General features: G+C 58.0%; 19 protein-coding genes. 4 read left to right on the top strand and 15 right to left on the bottom strand.

The genetic code is table 11. From position 1 onward, the window contains the following. The 4 genes from ACR0CG_RS19225 to rpsL form a co-directional block, all read right to left on the bottom strand. A partial coding sequence (locus ACR0CG_RS19225; RefSeq protein WP_480526299.1) for a GTP-binding protein occupies window positions 1–181 on the bottom strand: 181 nt, incomplete at its 3' end. A gap of 60 nt (window positions 182–241) precedes the next feature. After that, on the bottom strand, window positions 242–2,359 hold the full coding sequence (fusA, locus tag ACR0CG_RS19220; RefSeq protein WP_480526885.1) for an elongation factor G: 2,118 nt from the start codon (window positions 2,357–2,359) through the stop codon (window positions 242–244). An 18-nt stretch (window positions 2,360–2,377) separates the two neighbouring features. Beyond that, complete coding sequence (gene rpsG / locus ACR0CG_RS19215; RefSeq protein ID WP_039529242.1) at window positions 2,378–2,848, bottom strand: 30S ribosomal protein S7; 471 nt, start codon at window positions 2,846–2,848, stop codon at window positions 2,378–2,380. Between the two features lie 15 nt (window positions 2,849–2,863). Continuing rightward, entirely contained in the window at window positions 2,864–3,235 is a 372-nt protein-coding gene (gene rpsL / locus ACR0CG_RS19210; protein WP_005621086.1) for a 30S ribosomal protein S12, read from the bottom strand. Window positions 3,236–3,602: 367 nt separating this feature from the next. On the opposite strand from rpsL, the gene ACR0CG_RS19205 reads away from it, so the two are divergent. Then, window positions 3,603–4,409 carry a putative rhamnosyl transferase gene (locus ACR0CG_RS19205; protein WP_480526884.1) on the top strand — a complete coding sequence of 269 codons (807 nt, stop codon included), beginning with the start codon at window positions 3,603–3,605 and terminating at the stop codon, window positions 4,407–4,409. Here the strand turns inward: ACR0CG_RS19205 and ACR0CG_RS19200 are convergent. The 6 genes from ACR0CG_RS19200 to rplJ form a co-directional block, all read right to left on the bottom strand. Next, window positions 4,394–5,263 (bottom strand): DMT family transporter, encoded by an 870-nt coding sequence (locus tag ACR0CG_RS19200; RefSeq protein ID WP_480526882.1) that lies wholly within the window; start codon window positions 5,261–5,263, stop codon window positions 4,394–4,396. The genes ACR0CG_RS19205 and ACR0CG_RS19200 overlap by 16 nt on opposite strands. Before the next feature lie 233 nt (window positions 5,264–5,496). Continuing rightward, on the bottom strand, window positions 5,497–6,276 hold the full coding sequence (locus ACR0CG_RS19195; RefSeq protein ID WP_480526880.1) for a methyltransferase domain-containing protein: 780 nt from the start codon (window positions 6,274–6,276) through the stop codon (window positions 5,497–5,499). 203 nt (window positions 6,277–6,479) lie between these two features. After that, on the bottom strand, window positions 6,480–10,721 hold the full coding sequence (gene rpoC, locus ACR0CG_RS19190; protein ID WP_480526879.1) for a DNA-directed RNA polymerase subunit beta': 4,242 nt from the start codon (window positions 10,719–10,721) through the stop codon (window positions 6,480–6,482). A 50-nt stretch (window positions 10,722–10,771) separates the two neighbouring features. Continuing rightward, complete coding sequence (gene rpoB / locus ACR0CG_RS19185) at window positions 10,772–14,908, bottom strand: DNA-directed RNA polymerase subunit beta (protein WP_480526878.1); 4,137 nt, start codon at window positions 14,906–14,908, stop codon at window positions 10,772–10,774. A 250-nt stretch (window positions 14,909–15,158) separates the two neighbouring features. After that, entirely contained in the window at window positions 15,159–15,536 is a 378-nt protein-coding gene (gene rplL, locus ACR0CG_RS19180) for a 50S ribosomal protein L7/L12 (protein ID WP_170613567.1), read from the bottom strand. A gap of 80 nt (window positions 15,537–15,616) precedes the next feature. Then, the gene (rplJ, locus tag ACR0CG_RS19175; protein ID WP_170613569.1) at window positions 15,617–16,135 is read right to left on the bottom strand and encodes a 50S ribosomal protein L10; all 519 of its coding nucleotides are present in this window, start codon (window positions 16,133–16,135) and stop codon (window positions 15,617–15,619) included. Between the two features lie 423 nt (window positions 16,136–16,558). Here rplJ and ACR0CG_RS19170 point away from each other — a divergent pair, with 423 nt between their 5' ends. Continuing rightward, window positions 16,559–17,536 carry a phosphotransferase family protein gene (locus ACR0CG_RS19170; RefSeq protein WP_480526876.1) on the top strand — a complete coding sequence of 326 codons (978 nt, stop codon included), beginning with the start codon at window positions 16,559–16,561 and terminating at the stop codon, window positions 17,534–17,536. Between the two features lie 95 nt (window positions 17,537–17,631). Here ACR0CG_RS19170 and rplA read toward each other — a convergent pair whose 3' ends face one another. Both rplA and rplK read right to left on the bottom strand, forming a co-directional pair. Continuing rightward, window positions 17,632–18,330 (bottom strand): 50S ribosomal protein L1, encoded by a 699-nt coding sequence (gene rplA, locus ACR0CG_RS19165; RefSeq protein WP_170678416.1) that lies wholly within the window; start codon window positions 18,328–18,330, stop codon window positions 17,632–17,634. A 1-nt stretch (window position 18,331) separates the two neighbouring features. Next, on the bottom strand, window positions 18,332–18,781 hold the full coding sequence (gene rplK, locus ACR0CG_RS19160) for a 50S ribosomal protein L11 (protein ID WP_010440985.1): 450 nt from the start codon (window positions 18,779–18,781) through the stop codon (window positions 18,332–18,334). Between the two features lie 313 nt (window positions 18,782–19,094). Here rplK and ACR0CG_RS19155 point away from each other — a divergent pair, with 313 nt between their 5' ends. Then, a complete protein-coding gene (locus tag ACR0CG_RS19155) occupies window positions 19,095–19,955 on the top strand; it encodes a hypothetical protein (RefSeq protein ID WP_480526874.1) in 861 nt (286 codons plus the stop codon). Next, window positions 19,952–20,716, top strand: a complete 765-nt coding sequence (locus tag ACR0CG_RS19150) for a hypothetical protein (RefSeq protein WP_480526873.1) — start codon at window positions 19,952–19,954, stop codon at window positions 20,714–20,716. The genes ACR0CG_RS19155 and ACR0CG_RS19150 overlap by 4 nt, the downstream gene beginning before the upstream one ends. 132 nt (window positions 20,717–20,848) lie before the next feature. Here ACR0CG_RS19150 and nusG read toward each other — a convergent pair whose 3' ends face one another. From nusG to ccoS, 3 genes are all read right to left on the bottom strand, one after another. Further along, on the bottom strand, window positions 20,849–21,382 hold the full coding sequence (gene nusG, locus ACR0CG_RS19145; protein ID WP_170407498.1) for a transcription termination/antitermination protein NusG: 534 nt from the start codon (window positions 21,380–21,382) through the stop codon (window positions 20,849–20,851). Window positions 21,383–21,583: 201 nt separating this feature from the next. Beyond that, window positions 21,584–21,781, bottom strand: a complete 198-nt coding sequence (gene secE / locus ACR0CG_RS19140; protein ID WP_050605011.1) for a preprotein translocase subunit SecE — start codon at window positions 21,779–21,781, stop codon at window positions 21,584–21,586. 67 nt (window positions 21,782–21,848) lie between these two features. Then, complete coding sequence (gene ccoS / locus ACR0CG_RS19135) at window positions 21,849–22,007, bottom strand: cbb3-type cytochrome oxidase assembly protein CcoS (RefSeq protein WP_170613579.1); 159 nt, start codon at window positions 22,005–22,007, stop codon at window positions 21,849–21,851.

Genomic DNA, 22,007 nt, shown 5'->3' with positions numbered 1-22,007 from the left:
CGGTCGAGATGGTGATGCCGCGCGCTTTCTCTTCCGGCGCACCGTCAATCTGGTCATACGCTTTGAAGTCACCGAAATACTTGGTGATTGCCGCCGTCAGCGTCGTCTTGCCGTGGTCAACGTGCCCAATCGTGCCGATGTTGACGTGCGGTTTTGTACGCTCAAACTTTTCCTTTGCCATGATGGCCTCCTTTTTCGGTAATGAAGGGAGCCCGTTACCCGAGCTCCCTCAAATCTTCGCTTATGCGTATTTCGCCTGGATCTCGTCCGAGATGTTTTGCGGAACCGGATCGTAGTGGTCGAACTGCATGGTGAACTGGGCACGGCCCGACGACATCGAACGCAGGGTGTTGATGTAGCCGAACATGTTCGCCAGCGGAACAAACGCGTCGATCGCGATTGCGTTGCCGCGCGGCTCTTGTCCAGACACCTGGCCACGACGCGAGGTCAGGTCACCGATGATACCGCCGGTGTATTCTTCCGGGGTGATCACTTCGACCTTCATGATCGGTTCCAGCAGTTTCGCGCCGGCTTTGCGCATGCCTTCACGCATACACATCCGCGATGCGATTTCGAACGCCAGAACGCTCGAGTCAACGTCGTGGAACTTACCGTCCAGCAGGGCAACCTTGAAGTCGATCACGGGGAAGCCAGCCAGCGGGCCGCTGTCCATGACCGAGTTGATGCCTTTTTCAACGCCGGGGATGTATTCCTTCGGAACGGCACCACCAACGATGCGGCTTTCGAACGAATAGCCTTCGCCCGCCTCAGTGGGCTGGATCTCCAGCTTGACTTCCGCGAACTGACCCGAACCACCCGACTGTTTCTTGTGGGTGTAGGTGTGCTCGACAGGCATCGAGATGGTTTCACGGTAAGCCACCTGCGGCGCACCGATGTTCGCCTCGACCTTGAACTCGCGCTTCAGGCGGTCCACCAGGATGTCCAGGTGAAGTTCGCCCATGCCCTTCATGATGGTCTGACCCGATTCCAGGTCGGTTTCCACGCGGAAGGACGGGTCTTCGGCGGCCAGACGGGCCAGACCCTGGGACATCTTCTCTTGGTCGCCCTTGGTTTTGGGCTCGACCGCGATCTCGATTACCGGATCGGGGAAGGTCATGGTTTCCAGAACCACCGGATCCTTCGCGTCACACAGGGTGTCACCGGTGGTGGTGTCTTTCAGACCCGCCAGCGCGATGATGTCGCCTGCAAACGCTTCTTCGATCTCTTCCCGGTTGTTCGAGTGCATCATCATCATACGACCGATGCGCTCTTTTTTGCCTTTGGTCGAGTTCAGGATCGAGTCGCCCTTGTTCATGACACCCGAATAGATCCGGGTGAAGGTCAGCGAACCGACGAAGGGGTCGTTCATGATTTTGAACGCCAGGCCCGAGAAGGCCATGTTGTCGTCGGCACGACGTGCGATGTTACGAACTTCTTCCTCGTCACCGGGTTTGAAGCCCATGTAATCGACAACGTCCAGCGGGCTGGGCAGATAATCGATCACAGCGTTGAGCAGCGGCTGAACGCCTTTGTTCTTGAACGCCGAACCGCCCAGAACCGGAACGAAGTGCAGCGCCAGCGTGCCCTTGCGCAGCAGTTTGCGCAGGGTCGGAACGTCGGGCTCTTCGCCTTCCAGGTAGGCCATCATCGCGTCGTCGTCTTCTTCGACGGCCGCTTCGATCATCTTGCCGCGCCATTCATCGGCCATGTCTTTCAGGCTGTCACGGATCGGGGCCTTGACCCAGCTTGCGCCAAGGTCTTCACCCTGCCACAGCCACTCTTCCATGGTGACCAGATCGATCAGGCCTTCCAGTTCGGACTCGGCGCCAATCGGAATACCAACCGGAACAGCGCGTGCGCCGGTGCGGTCTTCGATCATGCGAACGCAGTTGAAGAAGTCTGCGCCGATCTTGTCCATCTTGTTGACGAAAACCATACGCGGAACCTTGTAGCGGTCTGCCTGACGCCACACGGTTTCGGTCTGGGGCTCAACACCGGCGTTTGCGTCCAGAACGCAGACGGCACCGTCGAGAACCGCCAGCGAGCGTTCAACTTCGATTGTGAAGTCAACGTGGCCGGGGGTGTCGATGATGTTCAGGCGGTGCTTGGGGGTATCGGCGGTCTGACCGTCCTCGGTGCGCTCCCAAAAGGTAGTGGTCGCAGCCGAAGTGATGGTGATGCCGCGTTCCTGCTCCTGCTCCATCCAGTCCATGGTGGCTGCACCATCGTGCACCTCACCGATGTTGTGGGATTTACCAGTGTAATACAGGATACGCTCCGAGCAGGTGGTCTTACCTGCGTCGATGTGCGCCATGATACCGAAGTTGCGGTATAGTTCGAGCGGATATTCGCGTGCCATTTGGATAAGCCTCTGGGATTACCAACGGTAATGGCTGAAGGCTTTGTTCGCCTCGGCCATCTTGTGGGTGTCTTCGCGTTTCTTGACGGCAGTACCGCGGGACTGAACGGCGTCCAGCAGCTCGCCTGCAAGGCGCTCTTCCATGGTGTTTTCATTGCGGCCACGGGCGGCGGTGATCAGCCAGCGGATGGCCAGAGCTTCGCGGCGCTCGGGGCGCACTTCGACCGGAACCTGATAGGTTGCACCACCAACCCGGCGCGAGCGAACCTCGACCGACGGTTTGATGTTGTCGAGCGCTTCGTGGAACACTTCGACCGGGGCGCGCTTGATCTTGTTCTCAACGCGGTCAAATGCGTTGTAAACGATGCGCTCTGCGACCGACTTCTTGCCGTCGATCATCAGGTTGTTCATGAATTTGGTCAGTACCTTGTCGCCAAATTTGGCGTCAGGCAGGACTTCGCGTTTTTCGGCGGCGTGACGACGTGACATATCAGCCTCTCCTTCTTACTTGGGACGCTTCGCGCCGTATTTCGAACGGCGTTGCTTACGATCTTTGACGCCCTGAGTATCCAGAACACCGCGCAGGATGTGGTAACGCACACCGGGAAGGTCTTTCACACGGCCGCCACGGATCAGAACAACCGAGTGTTCCTGCAGGTTGTGGCTTTCACCGGGGATGTACGAGATGACCTCGAACCCGTTGGTCAGGCGCACCTTGGCAACCTTACGCATAGCCGAGTTCGGCTTCTTCGGTGTGGTGGTGTAAACACGTGTGCAGACGCCGCGTTTCTGCGGGCACTGCTCCAGGTGCATGGACTTCGAGCGTTTTACTTTCGGCTGCCGCGGCTTGCGGATCAGCTGTTGAATAGTTGGCATTCCGGTTTCTTCCCCGTTTTGCAACACACATGACATGCACGCGGTTGCGTGCGGTTAAACTTGCTGCACTCATGCGTCCACAAGCGCAAAACCCGCGAGCGTTCCCATTCCGAGGTGAACGTCGCGGTTTGTTATCAGAGGGCGCGAACTGCAAAATTGTCCGGGCCTTGACCAGTTCATTACTGAAATCGGTTATGGGGCGGCCCCCGGTACCGAGATGACGCGCGTAATAGGGGGAGTCGGCCCAAGTGTCAACAGTGCCCTGTCCAACCGGCTTTCGCGGCCGCGACAAAGGAGCGGTCTGCCGCTTGCGATGCACCTAATGCAGCGGCATAGTCCCGGCAAGACCCTAGCTTCCGGACATTCAATGCAAGTCATCGGCCTGTGCCGCTTTTCCTATCCAGCCCTCGGCGGTTTTCAGATCGAACACGAGACCGTGGAGGACAGGCGGCGTCATCTTTACAGTCCCAGGCGGCTGGAAGAACGGTTCAGGCTGTTCGAATCCAGCACCCTGCCTTGTTTTCACGAGCAGACCGATGAAGATTTCCAGCTTCTGATCGTGATCGGGGACTGCATGCCCACACAGGCCCGTGACCGGCTGCAAGACCTGACGGCCAACATTCGTCAGGTCCGGATCATCGAAAGAAAGCCTGCCCGACATCGCAGGGTCATGCAGGATATCCTGAACGCTGCACGTCAGGACCCGGACCAACCCTGCCTGCAGTTTCGCCATGATGACGATGACGCCGTTTCCGTCGACTTCGTCGAACGCCTTCGTCTTGCAGCGCAGGATTGCCGGGGACTTTTTGAAAACAACCCTGCGGTCGGCATTGATTTCAACAACGGATTTCTGGCCCGCATGGATGCGACAGGTATTCGGGCGTTGAATGTATACAGCGATCTCGTCACCGCCGGTTTGGGAATGCACGTTCAGGGCGGTTGCCCGCTGACGATCATGAATTTCGCCCACAACAAGATCGCTCGGCGCATGCCCGTTGTCAGCTATCCGGACGCGCCCATGTGGGTGCGTTCACTGAATCAGTTCAACGACTCGCCCCAGACCCGCAACAGCAAGGCCGGTCTGTCAGACCTAAGCCCCGAGCAGGAAGGCGAGTTCATTGCGCGATTTGCCATTGACCAAAACGTCGTTCGGCGGGTTCACTCCGCCGGTTGATGCGACCGCTCGCGGAACAGTGTGAACAGGCCCGCACCCACGACCAGAGCTGCGCCAAGCATCGTCACGGCATCCGGCCAGTCGCCGAAAACGGTCCACCCCAAGCCCAGGGCCCAGAGCAGGCTGGAATACCGGAAGGGCGCGACAAATCCGACCTCACCAACCCGCATCACCATGACGCTCAACAAATAACCCATCAGAACAAACACGGCGGCCGATGCAACCAGCAGGCCAGAGCCGGCCGTGACAGGCACCCATCCTTCAACGACCGAAGCAACCGCAGCCGCGGTCGTTATCGAAAACGATGTCGCCAGTGTCACAACCATCGACGGCACATCTGCCGACATACGCCGCGTGATCAGATCGCGCGCCGTGACCGAGGCAACAGCGATCAGCGCATAAAGCGCATAGATACTGAACCCGTCCGGGCCGGGACGGACGATCAGCAACATTCCAGCAAAGCCCATGGCGATCGCGGTAATTCGCCGCCAGCCGATATGCTCGGAAAAGAAAAGCGCGGCTCCAAGGGTGACCGTCAGCGGAAGCGCCTGCAGCACGGCAGTGACATTCGCCAGCGGCATATGCTTCAGCGCTGTCAGGAAAAAGAACGTTGCCGACAATTCGCTGAGACAGCGCAGCGCGACCAGCCACTTGTCATGGTGCGAGAAATTCAGGTGCAACGCCCCAAGATGCCGGGCGAGAATGAACACCAGACACGATGCCAGCAACCCGCGCAACGCAACCAGTTGAAACAGCGGCAAATCATCAAGCGCCACCTTCACCAGCGTGTCATTCACGGTAAACGCGGCCATGCTGCCCATCATCAGCAAGGCGCCTTTTAGGTTTGGGGTCATTTCAATCAGGCCCGGTCTCAAATCAATCGAAGCATTGGCGCTATTGGGACCAGTTTTGTCAACTCATACCAGTGACGGCGAAAGGTCATCGGGCTGCGTTGGCAACCAGGGTTCAGCATGCCCCCGCAGAGGCTTGAAAAACACACCAATTGATTACAGCCCAAAGTTGGAGCCCGCTTATCGACGTTTGTGTTCATGCGACGACCGCGCGCGCTCGCACTCAATTTCACGGTTCAGCTTGATTTCCGCGCCACGACAACAAACTGCGTAACCGAAAAGAAAAAGCGACCCTGCTCCGCAAGTCTGACTTGTTCGTCGAACCAAGCTTGTGCGACAGCTGACTCAATTTTTGCGCTGTTCACTACAAATTGTTTCATGAGATGCATCATCATGATAGCAATCCCATCCGGCTTTAACTGGTGATCCGTCATCGTGATCGATACGACATCCTCCACACTATGCCCGCTTTCCCTGATTAGGGCTGGCAGTCGTTCCGGAACTGTTCCACTGGCGAAGTGTTCGTTCCAGATGGAAAGCACAAGCTGCATTCTTTCCGGTTCATCGCTGAACCAAATGAGACTGCCGAAATGAAGATCGCTGATCACAAACCGCCCTGCAGGTTTGAGGCAACGCATCGCCTCGCCGAAGGCCGCCCCTATATCTTCAACATACTCAAATACTTGAACAGAAACAGCTTTATCAGAGAATTCATCCGCTAGTGGCAGATCGCCGGCAACACCTTCAAGAAACTCAACGCAGGAGTAATCCAGGCATCTGTTCTTTCCGACCGCCAGCATATCTTTACTTGGATCTACGCCGACGATCCGACCTGACGGGCCAACTGCGCGCGCGAGCTCTGCGGTCAGCAGTCCATTTCCGCAACCAATATCCAAGATGGTCTCGCCCGGACTTGGATTGAGAGCATCAAAAGAAGCCCGTCTTCTTCGAATAATGTCGGCACCCTGATAGGCAACGTCCAGTATCTTGGCCGTTTCCCGGTCAAACTTGAGCATTTTCGCCCCCAGCATCAAGTCTTAAGCTTACCACATTGCAGCGCGGCCTTATAGAATATCTGCAAGACCACCCAAAACTTAGAAAAATTTTGCCAGCGCCAAAGCCCGACGCGTTCTTGAGTCTTAAGAAAATGGCGGTGGTGGCCTCACAAAAAAAAGGCCCCGCGATTTCGCGGGGCCTGATCTTTAGCATTTTATGGCGCTCACTCGCGGCTTTCCGGTGTTTCCACCAGCACGTCCAGCTCGTCGCCAACCATGTCGTCGTCGATCATCGGCGCAGCCAGGGCAGCGGCCGCTTCGGCCTCTTCCCGGCGGGCTTCGATCACGACGTTGTCGCGCGACTGGGCAACCTGACGCACTGCCTGGGTGGCTCCACCTGTACCGGCCGGGATCAGGCGGCCGACGATGACGTTCTCTTTCAGGCCAACCAGCTTGTCCTTCTTGCCCTGAACCGAGGCTTCGGTCAGCACGCGGGTGGTTTCCTGGAACGACGCCGCCGAGATGAACGAACGCGTCTGCAGCGAGGCCTTGGTGATCCCCAAGAGGATCGGCTCGCCCTGTGCCGGACGACCACCGCGGGCGATAGTCTTCTCGTTCGCCGCGTCGAACTCCTGCTTGTCGACATGCTCGCCCTTCAGCAGGGTGGTGTCGCCTGAATCCAGGATCTCCCACTTCTGCAGCATCTGGCGCACGATAACCTCGATGTGCTTGTCGTTGATCTTCACGCCCTGCAGACGGTAAACGTCCTGCACTTCGTCGATCATATAGTTCGCCAGTGCTTCGACACCCATGATGGACAGGATGTCATGCGGTGCCGGGTTACCGTCCATGATGTAGTCACCTTTCTGGACGAAGTCACCTTCCACAACCGGGATGTGCTTGCCCTTGGGCACCATGTACTCGATCGGTTCCAGTGACTCATCAGCCGGTTCGATGCTGATGCGGCGCTTGTTCTTGTAGTCGCGTCCAAAGCGCACGTAACCATCGGCTTCTGCGATGATCGCGTGATCTTTCGGACGACGGGCTTCGAACAGTTCGGCCACACGCGGCAGACCACCGGTGATGTCCTTGGTCTTGGCGCCTTCACGCGGGATACGCGCAACGACGTCACCGGCTTCGATCTTCTGACCGTCTTCGACCGACAGGATCGCATCCACCGACATCGGATAGTGAACCGGGTTGCCCGCATCGTTGCGGACCGGCTCGCCATCTTCACCGACCAGAATGATCTCGGGCTTGAGGTCGCTGCCTTTGGGGGCCGCGCGCCAGTCGATCACGATCTTCTGGGTCATGCCGGTTGCTTCGTCGGTCTCGTCGCGGACGGCAAGGCCCGAAACCAGATCGACGTATTTCGCGGTACCGGCTTTCTCGGCGATGATCGGCAGGGTGTACGGGTCCCACTCGAACAGTTTGTCGCCACGGGCCACCTTGGTGCCGTCCTTGACGAACAGCTTCGAACCGTAGCCCAGTTTGAAGCTGGCACGCTCTTCGCCATGTTCGTCGTTGATCACCAGCTTCATGTTCCGGCCCATGACCAGGCTTTCACCTGCGGCATTGATCAGAATCTGCGGGTTCTCAAATGTGACAACACCTTCCTGGTTTGCTTCCTGGAACGACTGCTGGCCACCTTGCGCAACACCACCGATGTGGAAGGTCCGCATCGTCAGCTGCGTACCGGGTTCACCGATGGACTGGGCAGCGATGATGCCGACAGCTTCGCCAGTGTTCACCATGGTGCCGCGCGCCAGGTCACGACCATAGCAGGTAGCACAAACGCCTTCCTCGGACTCACAGGTCAGAGGCGAGCGGATGCGGGTCGACTGAACGCCGGCCTCATCAATGGTGTCGGCCATGCGTTCATCGATCAGCTGACCAGCAGCCACGATCACTTCGTCCGTACCCGGACGCAGGATGTCGTCAGCAGCCACTCGGCCCAGAATACGCTCGGCCAGCGAGGCGACAACCTCACCATCGTTGACGGCTGCTTCGGCAGTGATCGCGCGGTCGGTGCCGCAATCGATCTCGCGCACGATGCAGTCCTGCGCCACGTCCACCAGACGACGGGTCAGGTAACCCGAGTTCGCCGTCTTCAGAGCGGTATCCGACAGACCCTTACGGGCACCGTGGGTCGAGTTGAAGTATTCAAGAACGGTCAGACCTTCCTTGAAGTTCGAGATGATCGGCGTCTCGATGATGTCACCGTTCGGCTTGGCCATCAGGCCGCGCATACCGCCCAGTTGTTTCATCTGAGTGACCGAGCCACGCGCGCCCGAGTGGGCCATCATGTAGACCGAGTTCGGCTCCATGTCCGACCCGTCTTCGGCCTTGGCGACGTCCGAGATGGTGCTCATCATCGCCTCGGTGACGCGGTCGTTACACTTCGACCAGGCATCGACAACCTTGTTGTACTTTTCGCCCTGAGTGATCAGGCCGTCCATGTACTGCTGTTCAAAGTCTTTCACCTGGTTGCGGGTGTCATCAACGATGCCCCACTTGTCGTTCGGAATGACCATGTCGTCCTTGCCAAACGAGATGCCCGCCTTGAACGCTTCCTTGAAGCCCATCGACATGATCTGGTCACAGAAAATGACCGACTCTTTCTGACCGCAGTAACGGTAGACGGTGTCGATCACCTGCTGCACTTCTTTCTTCCGTAGCAGGCGGTTGACCAGCTCGAACGGCGCTTTGTTGTTCATCGGCAGCAAGGCACCCAGACGCAGACGGCCCGGTGTGGTTTCATAGCGCTTCTGAACTTCGTTGCCCTCGTCGTCGATCTGCGTGATCCGCGCGGTGATTTTCGAGTGCAGATGCACTTCACCCGCGTCCAGCGCATGCTGAACCTCGTCGATCGAACCAAAGACCTTGCCTTCGCCCGGCATGCCTTCGCGTTCCAGAGTCACATAGTAGAGACCTAGGATCATGTCCTGCGACGGAACGATGATCGGTGCGCCGTTTGCAGGCGACAGAACGTTGTTCGTCGACATCATCAGAACACGGGCTTCCAGCTGGGCCTCAAGGCTCAGCGGAACGTGAACCGCCATCTGGTCACCGTCGAAGTCGGCGTTAAAGGCCGAACAGACCAGCGGGTGAAGCTGGATGGCTTTACCTTCGATCAGGACCGGCTCGAACGCCTGAATGCCAAGACGGTGCAGCGTCGGCGCACGGTTCAGCATGACAGGGTGTTCGCGGATCACTTCGTCGAGGATATCCCACACTTCGGGACGCTCTTTCTCGACCAGTTTCTTCGCCTGTTTCACGGTCGAAGACAGACCCTTGGCTTCAAGGCGCGAGTAGATGAACGGCTTGAACAGTTCCAGCGCCATCTTCTTGGGCAGACCACACTGGTGCAGCTTGAGTTCCGGGCCAGTCACAATGACTGAACGGCCTGAGAAGTCGACGCGCTTACCCAGAAGGTTCTGACGGAAGCGGCCCTGCTTACCTTTCAGCATGTCCGACAGCGATTTCAGCGGACGCTTGTTGGCGCCGGTGATCACGCGACCACGACGGCCGTTGTCGAACAGAGCATCAACGGATTCCTGCAGCATCCGCTTTTCGTTGCGGACGATGATGTCAGGTGCACGCAGTTCGATCAGACGCTTCAGACGGTTGTTCCGGTTGATGACGCGGCGATACAGGTCATTCAGATCCGAAGTCGCAAAGCGGCCACCATCCAGCGGAACCAGCGGACGCAATTCCGGCGGGATGACCGGGATCACGGTCAGGACCATCCACTCGGGGCGGTTACCCGACTCGAGGAAAGATTCAACAACCTTCAGACGTTTGATGATCTTCTTGGGCTTCAATTCGCCGGTTGCTTCAGCCAGATCAGCGCGCAGCTGCTCGGCTTCGGCTTCCAGATCGATCTGGGCCAGCATCTCACGAATGGCTTCGGCACCGATATTCGCGGTGAACGCGTCCATGCCATAGGCATCCTGCGCATCCATGTACTCTTCTTCAGTCAGCATCTGGCCGTAGGTCAGGTCGGTCAGACCGGGCTCGATGACGACGTAGTTTTCAAAGTACAGAACGCGTTCCAGATCGCGCAGCGTCATGTCCAGCATCAGACCAATGCGGGACGGCAGCGATTTCAGGAACCAGATATGTGCGACGGGTGCGGCCAGTTCGATATGACCCATACGCTCGCGGCGGACTTTCTGCAGGGTGACTTCCACACCGCATTTCTCGCAGACAACGCCGCGATACTTCATCCGCTTATATTTGCCGCACAGACATTCGTAATCTTTGATCGGGCCAAAGATACGCGCGCAGAACAGACCGTCACGCTCGGGCTTGAACGTCCGGTAGTTGATGGTTTCGGGTTTCTTGATCTCGCCATAGGACCAAGACAGGATCCGCTCGGGCGACGCCAACGAGACCTTGATCTCGTCGAAAACCTTCGGGGGCGTCAGCGGGTTGAACGGGTTGTTGGTGATTTCCTGGTTCATTTGTTACCTCAAATCTTGCGGAAGGGGGGACGGGAGAAGGGGCAGCGCCCTTACTCCTCAACCTCCGCATCCAGGAGTTCCATATTCAGGCCGAGGCCACGAACTTCTTTCACCAGAACGTTGAACGATTCCGGTACGCCCGCTTCAAAGTTATCCTCGCCCTTGACGATCGACTCATAGACCTTGGTCCGGCCGGCGACGTCATCCGATTTCACGGTGAGCATCTCCTGCAGGGTGTAGGCGGCGCCGTAAGCTTCCAGAGCCCAGACCTCCATCTCACCAAAGCGCTGACCACCGAACTGCGCCTTACCACCCAGCGGCTGCTGGGTAACCAGGCTGTACGGCCCGGTCGAACGCGCGTGGATTTTGTCGTCCACAAGGTGATGCAGTTTCAGCAGGTACTTAATGCCCACGGTCACCGGACGTGCAAATTGCTCACCGGTGCGACCGTCGAACAGAACCGACTGACCGCTTTCCGAGAAGCCCGCACGCACTAGCGCGTCGTTGACGTCAGCCTCTTTGGCACCGTCGAAGACCGGGGTTGCGATCGGAACACCGCGGGTCACGTTGCCCGCAGCCTCGATCAGACCATCCTCGTCCAGACCGGTGATGCCTTCCTCGTAGACATTCTCGCCATAGGCCAGCTTCATCGCTTCACGCACCGGGGTCAGATCGCCGGAACGGCGGTATTCACCCAGAGCGTCGTCGATGTTCAGACCCAGACCGCGCGCGGCCCAACCCATATGGGTTTCAAGGATCTGACCAACGTTCATACGCGAAGGCACGCCCAGCGGGTTCAGACAGAAGTCAACCGGCGTACCATCGGCCAGGAACGGCATGTCTTCCATCGGAACAACCTTGGAGATCACACCCTTGTTCCCGTGACGACCGGCCATCTTATCGCCCGGCTGAAGCTTACGCTTCACGGCAATGAAGACTTTGACCATCTTCATCACACCCGGCGGCAGGTCATCGCCACGACGGACCTTTTCGACCTTATCCTCGAAACGGGCGTCCAGAGCACGCTTTTGCACTTCGTACTGCTCGTTCAGAGCCTCAACGATTTGTGCGTCCTGCTCGCCTTCCAGCGCCAGCTGCCACCACTGACCACGGGTCAGGGTTTCCAGCAGATCCTCGGTGATCGCCGAGCCTGGCTTGACGCCTTTCGGGCCTTTGACAGCGGTTTTACCCAGGATCAGGCCCTGCAGACGCGCATAGATGTTTCGGTCAAGGATCGCCAGCTCGTCGTCCCGGTCACGGGCCAGACGTTCGACTTCCTCACGCTCGATCTGCAGCGCACGTTCGTCTTTCTCGACACCGTGACGGTTGAAGACGCGGACCTCAACGACCGTACCGTAATCGCCCGGCTTCACGCGCAGCGAGGTGTCGCGCACGTCAGATGCTTTCTCACCAAAGATGGCGCGCAGCAGCTTTTCTTCCGGGGTCATCGGGCTTTCGCCCTTCGGAGTGATCTTGCCAACCAGAATATCGCCCGGCTCAACATCCGCACCGATGTAAACGATGCCCGCCTCGTCGAGGTTGCGCAGCGCTTCTTCACCGACGTTCGGGATGTCGCGGGTGATCTCTTCCGGGCCCAGCTTGGTGTCACGGGCGGCGACTTCAAACTCCTCGATATGGACCGAGGTAAAGACGTCATCACGCGCGATACGTTCCGAGATCAGGATCGAGTCTTCGTAGTTGTAACCGTTCCACGGCATGAACGCGACGACCACGTTCTTACCAAGGGCCAGTTCACCCATATCGGTCGACGGACCATCGGCAATGACCTCGCCCTTCTGGACGGTGTCACCCACCTTGATCAGCGGACGCTGGTTGATGCAGGTGTTCTGGTTCGAACGCTGGAATTTGCGCAGACGATAGATGTCAACGCCAGCGTCGCCCAGTTCCAGATCCTCGGTAGCACGGATCACGATACGCTGGGCATCGACCTGGTCGATGATACCGGCGCGCTTCGCCTGGATCGCAGCACCCGAGTCGATCGCAACCTTTTCCTCGATCCCGGTACCGACCAGCGGCGCCTCGGCCCGCAGCAGCGGAACCGCCTGACGTTGCATGTTCGAGCCCATCAGAGCGCGGTTGGCGTCGTCATTTTCAAGGAACGGGATCAGCGATGCAGCGACCGAGACCAGCTGCTTCGGCGACACGTCGATCAGGTCCACATTCTCGCGCGGAGCAAGCGTGTAGTCACCGGCCTGACGGGTCGAAACCAGATCGTTGATGAACTTGCCGTTCTCATCCAGCGTCGCGTTCGCCTGCGCCACGGTGTGACGCATTTCCTCGGTCGCAGACATGTAGTGAACCTCATCGGTCACCTCGGCGTCTTTGACGACGCGGTACGGTGTTTCGATGAAGCCATACTTGTTCACGCGGGCAAAGGTGGCCAGCGAGTTGATCAGACCGATGTTCGGACCTTCCGGCGTTTCAATCGGGCACATCCGGCCATAGTGGGTCGGGTGTACGTCACGAACCTCAAAGCCCGCACGCTCACGCGTCAGACCACCGGGGCCAAGCGCCGAGAGACGGCGTTTGTGGGTGACTTCCGACAGCGGGTTGGTCTGGTCCATGAACTGCGACAGCTGCGACGAGCCGAAGAATTCACGAACAGCAGCCGCAGCCGGTTTCGCGTTGATCAGGTCTTGCGGCATGACGGTGTCAATCTCGACCGACGACATACGCTCTTTGATCGCGCGCTCCATGCGCAGCAGACCGACGCGGTACTGGTTTTCCATCAGTTCGCCGACCGAACGCACACGACGGTTGCCGAGGTGGTCGATATCGTCCACGTCGCCCTTGCCGTCACGCAGTTCAACCAGCGCCTTGATGCAGGCCACGATATCTTCGCGGCGCAGGGTGCGCAGGGTGTCCGGCGCGTCCAGTGCCAGACGCATGTTCATCTTCACACGGCCAACGGCGGACAGGTCATAACGCTCGCTGTCGAAGAACAGGGTGTCGAATAGTGCCGACGCAGCTTCGACGGTGGGCGGCTCGCCCGGGCGCATGACACGGTAAATGTCCATAAGCGCGCTTTCGCGACCCATGTTCTTGTCCTGCGCCATAGTGTTGCGCATGTAGGGGCCGACGTTGACGTTGTCGATGTCCAGAACCGGGATGTCTTTGAAGCCCGCATCCAGCAGTTCCTTGACGGTACCGCCAATCAGGTCGCCGTCCTTGTCGTATTCCAGGGTCAGTTCATCACCGGCTTCGACATAGATCGCACCGGTTTCTTCGTTGATGATGTCCTTGGCGACGAATTTGCCAACGATATGATCGAAGGGAACCAGCAGGTCGGTGACGGCGCCCTCGTCAATCAGTTTCTTGACCGCGCGCGGCGTGACCTTCTTGCCCGCTTCGGCAATCACCTCACCGGATTTCGCGTCGATCAGGTCATAGGTCGGACGGGTGCCACGTACACGCTCGGGGAAGAACGGCGCGATCCAGCCCTTTTTCTTGTCCAGCTTATAGGACACGGTGTTGTAATACGCGTCCATGATCGCTTCCTGATCCAGACCCAGCGCATACAGCAGGGTTGTCACAGGCAGTTTGCGACGGCGGTCGATACGGGCGAACACGATGTCCTTGGCGTCGAACTCGAAGTCCAGCCAGCTGCCGCGATACGGGATGATGCGGCAGGCAAACAGAAGCTTGCCCGAGGAGTGGGTCTTGCCCTTGTCATGGTCGAAGAACACACCGGGCGAACGGTGCATCTGGGACACGATCACACGCTCGGTACCGTTCACGATGAAGGTCCCGTTCGGCGTCATCAGGGGCATGTCGCCCATGAACACGTCCTGTTCCTTGATGTCCTTGACCGACTTGGCGCCAGTGTCCTCGTCGACATCAAACACGATCAGGCGCAGGGTTACCTTCAGCGGAGCGCTGTAGGTCATGTCGCGCTGCATGCACTCTTCGACGTCGTATTTGGGTTTTTCCAGATCGTATTTCACGAACTCCAGAACGGAGGTTTCGTTGAAATCCTTGATCGGGAAAACCGACTGGAACACACCTTTGATGCCTTCGCCGTCTGTGGGCTGTTCTGCATCGCCGGAGCGCAAGAAAAGATCATAAGAAGATTTCTGGACCTCAATGAGGTTCGGCATCTCCAGCACTTCGCGGATTTTGCCGTAATATTTACGAAGACGTTTCTGGCCAAGGAACGTTTGAGCCATGTCAGATGTCACCTTTCGATGTTCTCAGCGGGCAAAGACACCGTCGGGCCCCGGCATCTTGCACATTCGAGACGACACGTCCGGATCAATTCATGGCCACCGTCCCGAAGGCGGCCTCCCGATCCGAAAACCGTGTCTTAGAAAACGCCCCAACCCATGAGGCCCTTTCTAAGACAGGTTCGGCTGGACCCGGATTTCTCCGGACCCAGCCAAATTTTCAGGCGCATCAGCGACGCACCAGACAAAGGGCTTAGGCCAGTTCGACCTCTGCGCCAGCTGCTTCCAGCTTGCCTTTGACTTCCTCGGCTTCGTCTTTCGACACGCCTTCTTTGATCTTGCCGCCGGCTTCGACCAGTTCCTTGGCTTCTTTCAGGCCCAGACCGGTGATGCCGCGAACTTCTTTGATCACGTTGATTTTCGAAGCGCCGGCGTTCTTCAGAACGACGTCGAATTCGGTTTTTTCTTCCTCAGCTGCGCCACCGGCGGCGTCGCCACCAGCTGCCATGACAACTGCGCCGCCTGCTGCGGGCTCGATGCCGTACTCGTCTTTGAGGATGGTTTTCAGTTCTTGTGCTTCCAGCAGGGTCAGACCCACGATGCTTTCTGCGAGTGCTTTCAGATCAGCCATTGTATTAGCTCTTTCCGTTTTACAGTGTGTGTTCCAACGTCAGGGCAAATGCCCCACGCAGATCATTCAGTGCCAACCGCTTACGCAGCTTCCGCCTTCTCTTCGATGGTGGAAAGGATGCTTGCGATGTTGCTTGCAGGTGCGCCAATCGCGCCGGCGATGTTCGAAGCAGGTGCGCCAATGCAGCCCACGATCGAAGCAATAAGCTCCTCACGCGACGGCATTTTCGAAACGGCTTCAACGCCTTTGCGGTCCAGAGCGTTCTCGCCCATTGCACCGCCGAGGATTTCAAAATTCTTGTTATCCTTGGCGAAGTCCTCGGCCACCTTGGCTGCTGCCACGGGGTCCTCGGAATAGGTCAGAACGGTCATCCCTGTCAGCAGGTCGGCCATGCTTGCACACGGCTTACCCTCAAGGGCGATTTTGGCGAGCCTGTTCTTGGCAACACGCACGGAGCCACCCGCGTCACGAGCACGTGCGCGAAGGTCCTGCATCTCGGCAACTGTCAGACCGGCGTAGTGCGAAACCACTACGACGCCAGAGCTTTCGAAGATTTGGCCGAGTTCCTCGACCACTTTCTCTTTCTGGGCTCTATCCACAGTTCTCTCCAAGTTAGGGATGTCAGACATCCCGGCTCATATTTGCCGCGGCTTGCGCCCCGGCGTTCAGGTCCGTTGTTACGGGATTGGCCAAAACTCGCCCGAGGGTGGGACCCTCAGAATTCTTTGGTCTTACCCGTCTCAGGCAGGGAATTAAGGAACCGTATGGCCCCACCCACCGTCTTGGACGAAACAAAATAAAGCGCACGACGAATCGCACGCTTTACTTCGTAGCCTTACTTAGGGCAGACACGCTCGGTTTCCAAGAGGTAAATTGCACGAAAAACGGGTTTCGCGGGCTGTGGCGTCATCGGTTCTGACACGGATAAATCGCGCCAACCACTCATTGACACCAAGGACGCGCTGCGGTCCTGTCAAAGTCTATGGCCCCGATCCCGATCCGAACTGGCGCGCGTCCTTAAAATGCTGATCCTTTCTCAACAAGAGCGCGACCGGACATCCCAATATCTGCATCAGCTTTCCCGAAGCGGTACGATCGACCCCATCCGCGAACATTCCTGTATCTACCGGTCTCATGATTTCCCCGAAACACGGCTTGTTCTCAAGCTTGAAACCCAAGGGGCGATGTACGCGCCGAAGGCCAACACCCAAGCCCCCATAACCGACCGGCTGCGCAAGGAGTATAATTTACTCTGTCAGCTTGCCGAATACTTCGACGACAAGAAGACGTCGCAGGTTGTGCGTCCGATCTACCTCTCCTCCGCAGGTGACTTCATGGTCACCGAATACATCAAACGCCCCACCGCCGTCGATCTGATCTACAACAGCCCCGACAACGATCAGGTCGCCCAGGTCTATCGCCGCGCCGGAGCAAGGCTGAACGATCTGCACGGGTTTCGCCCGCCAAAAGACTATGGGTTCCGGCCCAAATGGATGACCGACAGCATCCGGGACCTGTCGGAAAACCTGCCCGCCAATCTTGCCGGCACAAGTCAGCGAATGATCAACACGATGCTGGCCGAGGCCGCGCGCCTGAAAGGGGCGCCGGATATTCAGGTGTTCGCGCATGGCGATTTTCACGGTCTCAACCTGATCATGGGGCAAGGGAAAACCATCGGGCTGGATTTCACCGAGGCACGCGAAAAGCTGGCCGTATACGACATCGTCGACTTCCTGAAGGCCGACATATTCCGCGACAGTCAGCCGTCAGATGTGGATCGCAGCGGCATCCTGAAACGAAACAAGGACATGTTCTTCCGCCAGTACCGCCATCCAATCATTATGGACATTCTGGATTTCTGCATTCGCGGACGCCTGCTCAAGGACTGGCTGTTTCTCAGCCAGCCAAGCCATGTTTGCAGCGAATTCGAAGACCACCGGCGCACCCGGCTGGAGATACGACTTAAACAGGCATTCAACCTGCCCCGAAGTTCAGGTTGATCCGGCATCTACTGGAATTCAAGCGATCCAAAAACGAAAGAACCCGGGTGGCTGGAACCACCCGGGTCATTTTGTGCTTTTGCAGAGGCTGAGGCTTATTCGCCCGAAGCCTGCGCAACATCAACAGTCACGCCCGGGCCCATGGTCGAGCTCAGCGCGATTTTCTTCATGTAGGTGCCTTTGGCGCCCGACGGCTTGGCTTTGGCAACAGCCGAGACAAATGCGCGGACGTTTTCGACCAGCTTGGCTTCGTCGAACGACGCTTTGCCAACACCGGCGTGCACAACGCCGCCTTTTTCCGCCTTGAACTGAACTTCACCGCCCTTGGCTGCTTCCACGGCTGCTTTCACGTCCATGGTCACGGTGCCGACCTTGGGGTTCGGCATCAGGTTGCGGGGGCCCAGAACCTTACCCAGACGGCCAACGATCGGCATCATGTCCGGGGTTGCGATGCAACGGTCGAAATCGATGGTGCCGCCCTGAATGGTTTCCATCAGGTCTTCTGCACCGACGATATCTGCGCCTGCCTCTTTCGCTTCGTCAGCCTTGGGGCCGCGTGCGAACACAGCAACGCGCATGTCTTTGCCGGTGCCGTTCGGCAGGCCGACAACGCCGCGCACCATCTGGTCTGCGTGACGGGTGTCAACGCCCAGGTTCAGAGCGATTTCGATGGTCTCGTCGAATTTCGAGGTAGCATTGCCTTTGACCAGGGCAACGGCTTCTTCGACCGACAGGTTTTCCTTGCCGGCGACAGCTTCGCGCGCAGCGCGGGTACGTTTACCGAGTTTTGCCATCTTATTTCACCTCGATGCCCATGGAGCGGGCCGAGCCCAGGATGATCTGCATTGCGCCTTCGACGTCGTTGGCGTTCAGATCTTTCATTTTGGCTTCGGCGATTTCACGAACCTGCTTCGAGGTCACGGTTGCCACGGTCTCACGACCGGGATTTTCCGCGCCGCGGGGACGGTTACGCTTGCCAACCGGCTTAAGGCCAGCCGCTTTTTTCAGGTAGTAAGACGCGGGTGGCGTCTTGATGTCCATGGTGAAGGACTTGTCCTGATAATAGGTGATCACGGTCGGGCACGGAGCGCCGGGCTCCATGTCTGCGGTCTTGGCGTTGAACGCCTTACAGAATTCCATGATGTTGATGCCGCGCTGACCCAGCGCCGGACCAACTGGCGGCGACGGGTTCGCCTGACCTGCAGGAACCTGCAGCTTCATTGTACCAGCAAGCTTCTTGGCCATTTGGTTTTCCTTTCAACTTAGGTGAAACGCGTCTCACCCAGATTATGTTGCGTGGTCCGATCCGGGATCGCGATCCCTGCAATCTCCCACGAGAGAATCTCGCCCGAAGACGATAGAGGCGGCATGTACAGCGGAACGGAGGGGTTGGCAAGTGGCTGGCACCCTATTCCCAAGTGACCCAGTTGTATACCGGTCGGGCTTCGGTGAGGCCAGGGAACTGACGGAACAAAATGATTTTATTGAATACATAAGTTGCGTCGGAGACGCAGGTGGGTATCTTGGTGAAACTTGGACACAAAAGAGGTGGTCAGGGATGGGATCATCTCGGCTGAACAAGGGATTACTGATCTGCGTTCTTTTTGCCATGCTGCCGGGCTGTGGCAGCAGGGCTCAGGATCAGGGCGAAGGGTCTGGATCGGCAACCCAAACCGACGGCACCAACAGCACAGCTTCCTTCGGCGCAACAGGGATCGACCCTGCCAGTTACGCCGGTCGGTTTCAGATCAAGTTCACCAAGGAAGTCCCCGTTCGCGACATTCCGGTGCCTTTCACGGTCTACAGCGGCCTGGAAGAAGCCAGCCCTACCCGCTTGCGGTTGAGGGCGTTCATGGACTTGCGTGGCTTGCAGGAAAAGGCCCCCCAGATACTGACGGGCCCGCTTGAAGAAAGCTGCAAGCGCCAAATCTACCTCGAGATCCGGGATGTCACCGCCAATGATGACACCGTCAGGGTCGAAGGCTCGGCACGTGCACGATTTACAACCTGCAACCGGCGCCAGGAACCGGGCTTTCGTTATTTCGGGGGAACCGTGGACGCGGTTGCGGTCGCCAAGGCAGAGGTGAAAGGCCAGTGCCTTACATTCAGTATCGAAGACGTTGATCTGAACCCGCGCGGGTTCATCGGCGCTGTCTCAAACCTCTTCGGCCTGACCAGCCGCATTAATGAAGCCGTCCTTGAAAAGGGTGGCGAGTTTTTGGCTGCCAACCCGGTCTGTCCGCCCTTGCCCGAGGAATTCACGGTTCTCGACCCGAATTACGAATCCGGAGGCACGCGCGAGATTGCGCCCGGCGGGCTGGGCGCAGCCATCACCGGATCGGCTGATGTCAGCGCAGAGACCATCGTCAAAGTCCTTGGTGGGCTGCAGGACCTTGGCGTATTGGAGTTTGCCAAATGAGACGTTGGTTGGTTTTCCCGGCCCTGATGGCCGCTGCGCTGGGTGCCCAATCATCCAGCGCACAGGAAGTGACTTTTGTCATCGATGCAACCCAGCAGGTCCGGGAAACGGAACTGCCATACAAGCTTGATCTGAGCCTGAGCGCTGTTGCGCCCACTCGGATCGGGGTGGGCGCCCTTCTCGATCTGCGCGAAATCCAGAAAACGGTGCCCGAGCGATTGGCGGACAATGCCATAATCGACAACTGTGGTCTGCAAGTGCGCCTGGACGATTTGAGCCTGCAAGCACTGGACGATGCGATCGATCTGGATGGAGACGTGACCATCACGATTTTCGAATGCAGCCGGACGAGTGAACGCGACTTTCAGCGGGGTGAACAGAAAAGGGCAATCCAAGCGAACATGGCCACCGAAGCGACCGTCGAACTGCGTGACAATTGTGCCTACTTCAAACTCATCGATCTGACGCTTGCGGCCCCGGAAGAACAGCGCGAACAGCTTCTGGAGGACGACACGCTCGAGTCTGCCAAGGAACTTATGCTGGCCGCTGTTGACCTTGTATTGAACGAAACCCCCTTGTGCCCGGAATTACCCCCCGAACTCGCGTCCCTTGACCCCACTTACGACAATGGCGGTCCAAAGGAGATCGGAGAGGGTGGGCTTGGTGTTTTTCTGGAAGGATCGGTGGATGTCAGCCCTTCGACCATTCTCGACATTCTGACGGTTCTTCAGGAACAACAACTGATCCCCGGCCGACCATAACCGAAAAGCGCTTTCATTGCCGGGGAAGTAACCTGCAGTTTTTGCCTGGGCCTGATTCACTGGCCCGGCACAACAAAAAAGCGCCACGTTGCCCAGGGCATCGCGGCGCTTCGAAACGCGTTGGCGAGCTTGTCAGCTCTGCTTGGTCACCTGCGTGAAGTCCAGCTCGACCGGGGTTTCCCGGCCAAAGATCGAGACCGAGACCTTCAGCTTCTGGTTCTCGTCGTCCACGCCTTCGACCATGCCGTCGAAATCCTCGAACGGGCCATCGTTGACCTTAACCTTTTCGCCGATCTCGAAAGTGATCATCAGCTTGGGCGCTTCTTCACCTTCCTGAACACGGTTCAGAATCTGGTTCACCTCGGCGTCGCGCATCGGCATCGGGCGGCCCTGCGGACCCAGGAAACCGGTGACGCGGTTGATCGAGTTGACCAGGTGATAGCCCTGATCTGACATTTCCATATGCACCAGCACATAGCCGGGCATGAAGCGGCGCTCGGTCGTAACCTTCTTGCCCCGGCGCACTTCGATCACCTCTTCGGTGGGCACCAGAACTTCGTCGATATCGTCCTCAAGGCCCTGCTCGGCCACCGACGTGCGGATCTGCTCTGCGATCTTCTTTTCGAAATTCGAAAGAACGCTGACCGAGTACCACCGTTTCGCCATGAACCTGCCGTCCTTGTTTGCCTTAGGTCGCATCCGCACATCCGGATGTACCGTCATTGAAATTCTGTCACGAGACCCGGAACAAAAAGCGGCGCGCAGCCCGAATCGCCGCACGCCCATTCCGGATAGTTCCGCGTGAACTACTCTGACATTGCGCGCGGCGCAAGGGGGCAGCCGCGTTTCCGCACTGCCCGTCCCGTCTTAGCTGAACGCGCCTAGAATCAACTGCAGCCCGCCGCGAATGCCCAGATCCACCAGCGCAAAGAACACGGCCGTCAGCGCCGCCATGATGAACACCATGACCGTGGTCAACAGCACCTCGCGCCGGGTCGGCCAGACGACCTTGGATACTTCGGCACGGACCTGCTGGATGAACTGGATCGGGTTTGTGGTGGCCATGAGGCTTTGTCTCTCTGCTAGCGGATGCGCCCGACATAGCCGGGCATTGCGGCAATTTCAAGGGCGGTTAGGGCTTGGGCTTGTCGTCCCATTCGTCGCTCAGAATCCGCCGGGCATCGCCTTCGGGATCGTCGTACTGGTTCGACCGCACGGTATAGACAAAGGCTACAAGACCGACACCGCCCAAAAGCAGCGAAATCGGAATGAGATAGGCCAGAACTTCCAT

It is taken from the genome of Ruegeria sp. AB8, from assembly GCF_056542605.1.
This window is presented reverse-complemented; position numbering and strand designations above follow the sequence as displayed.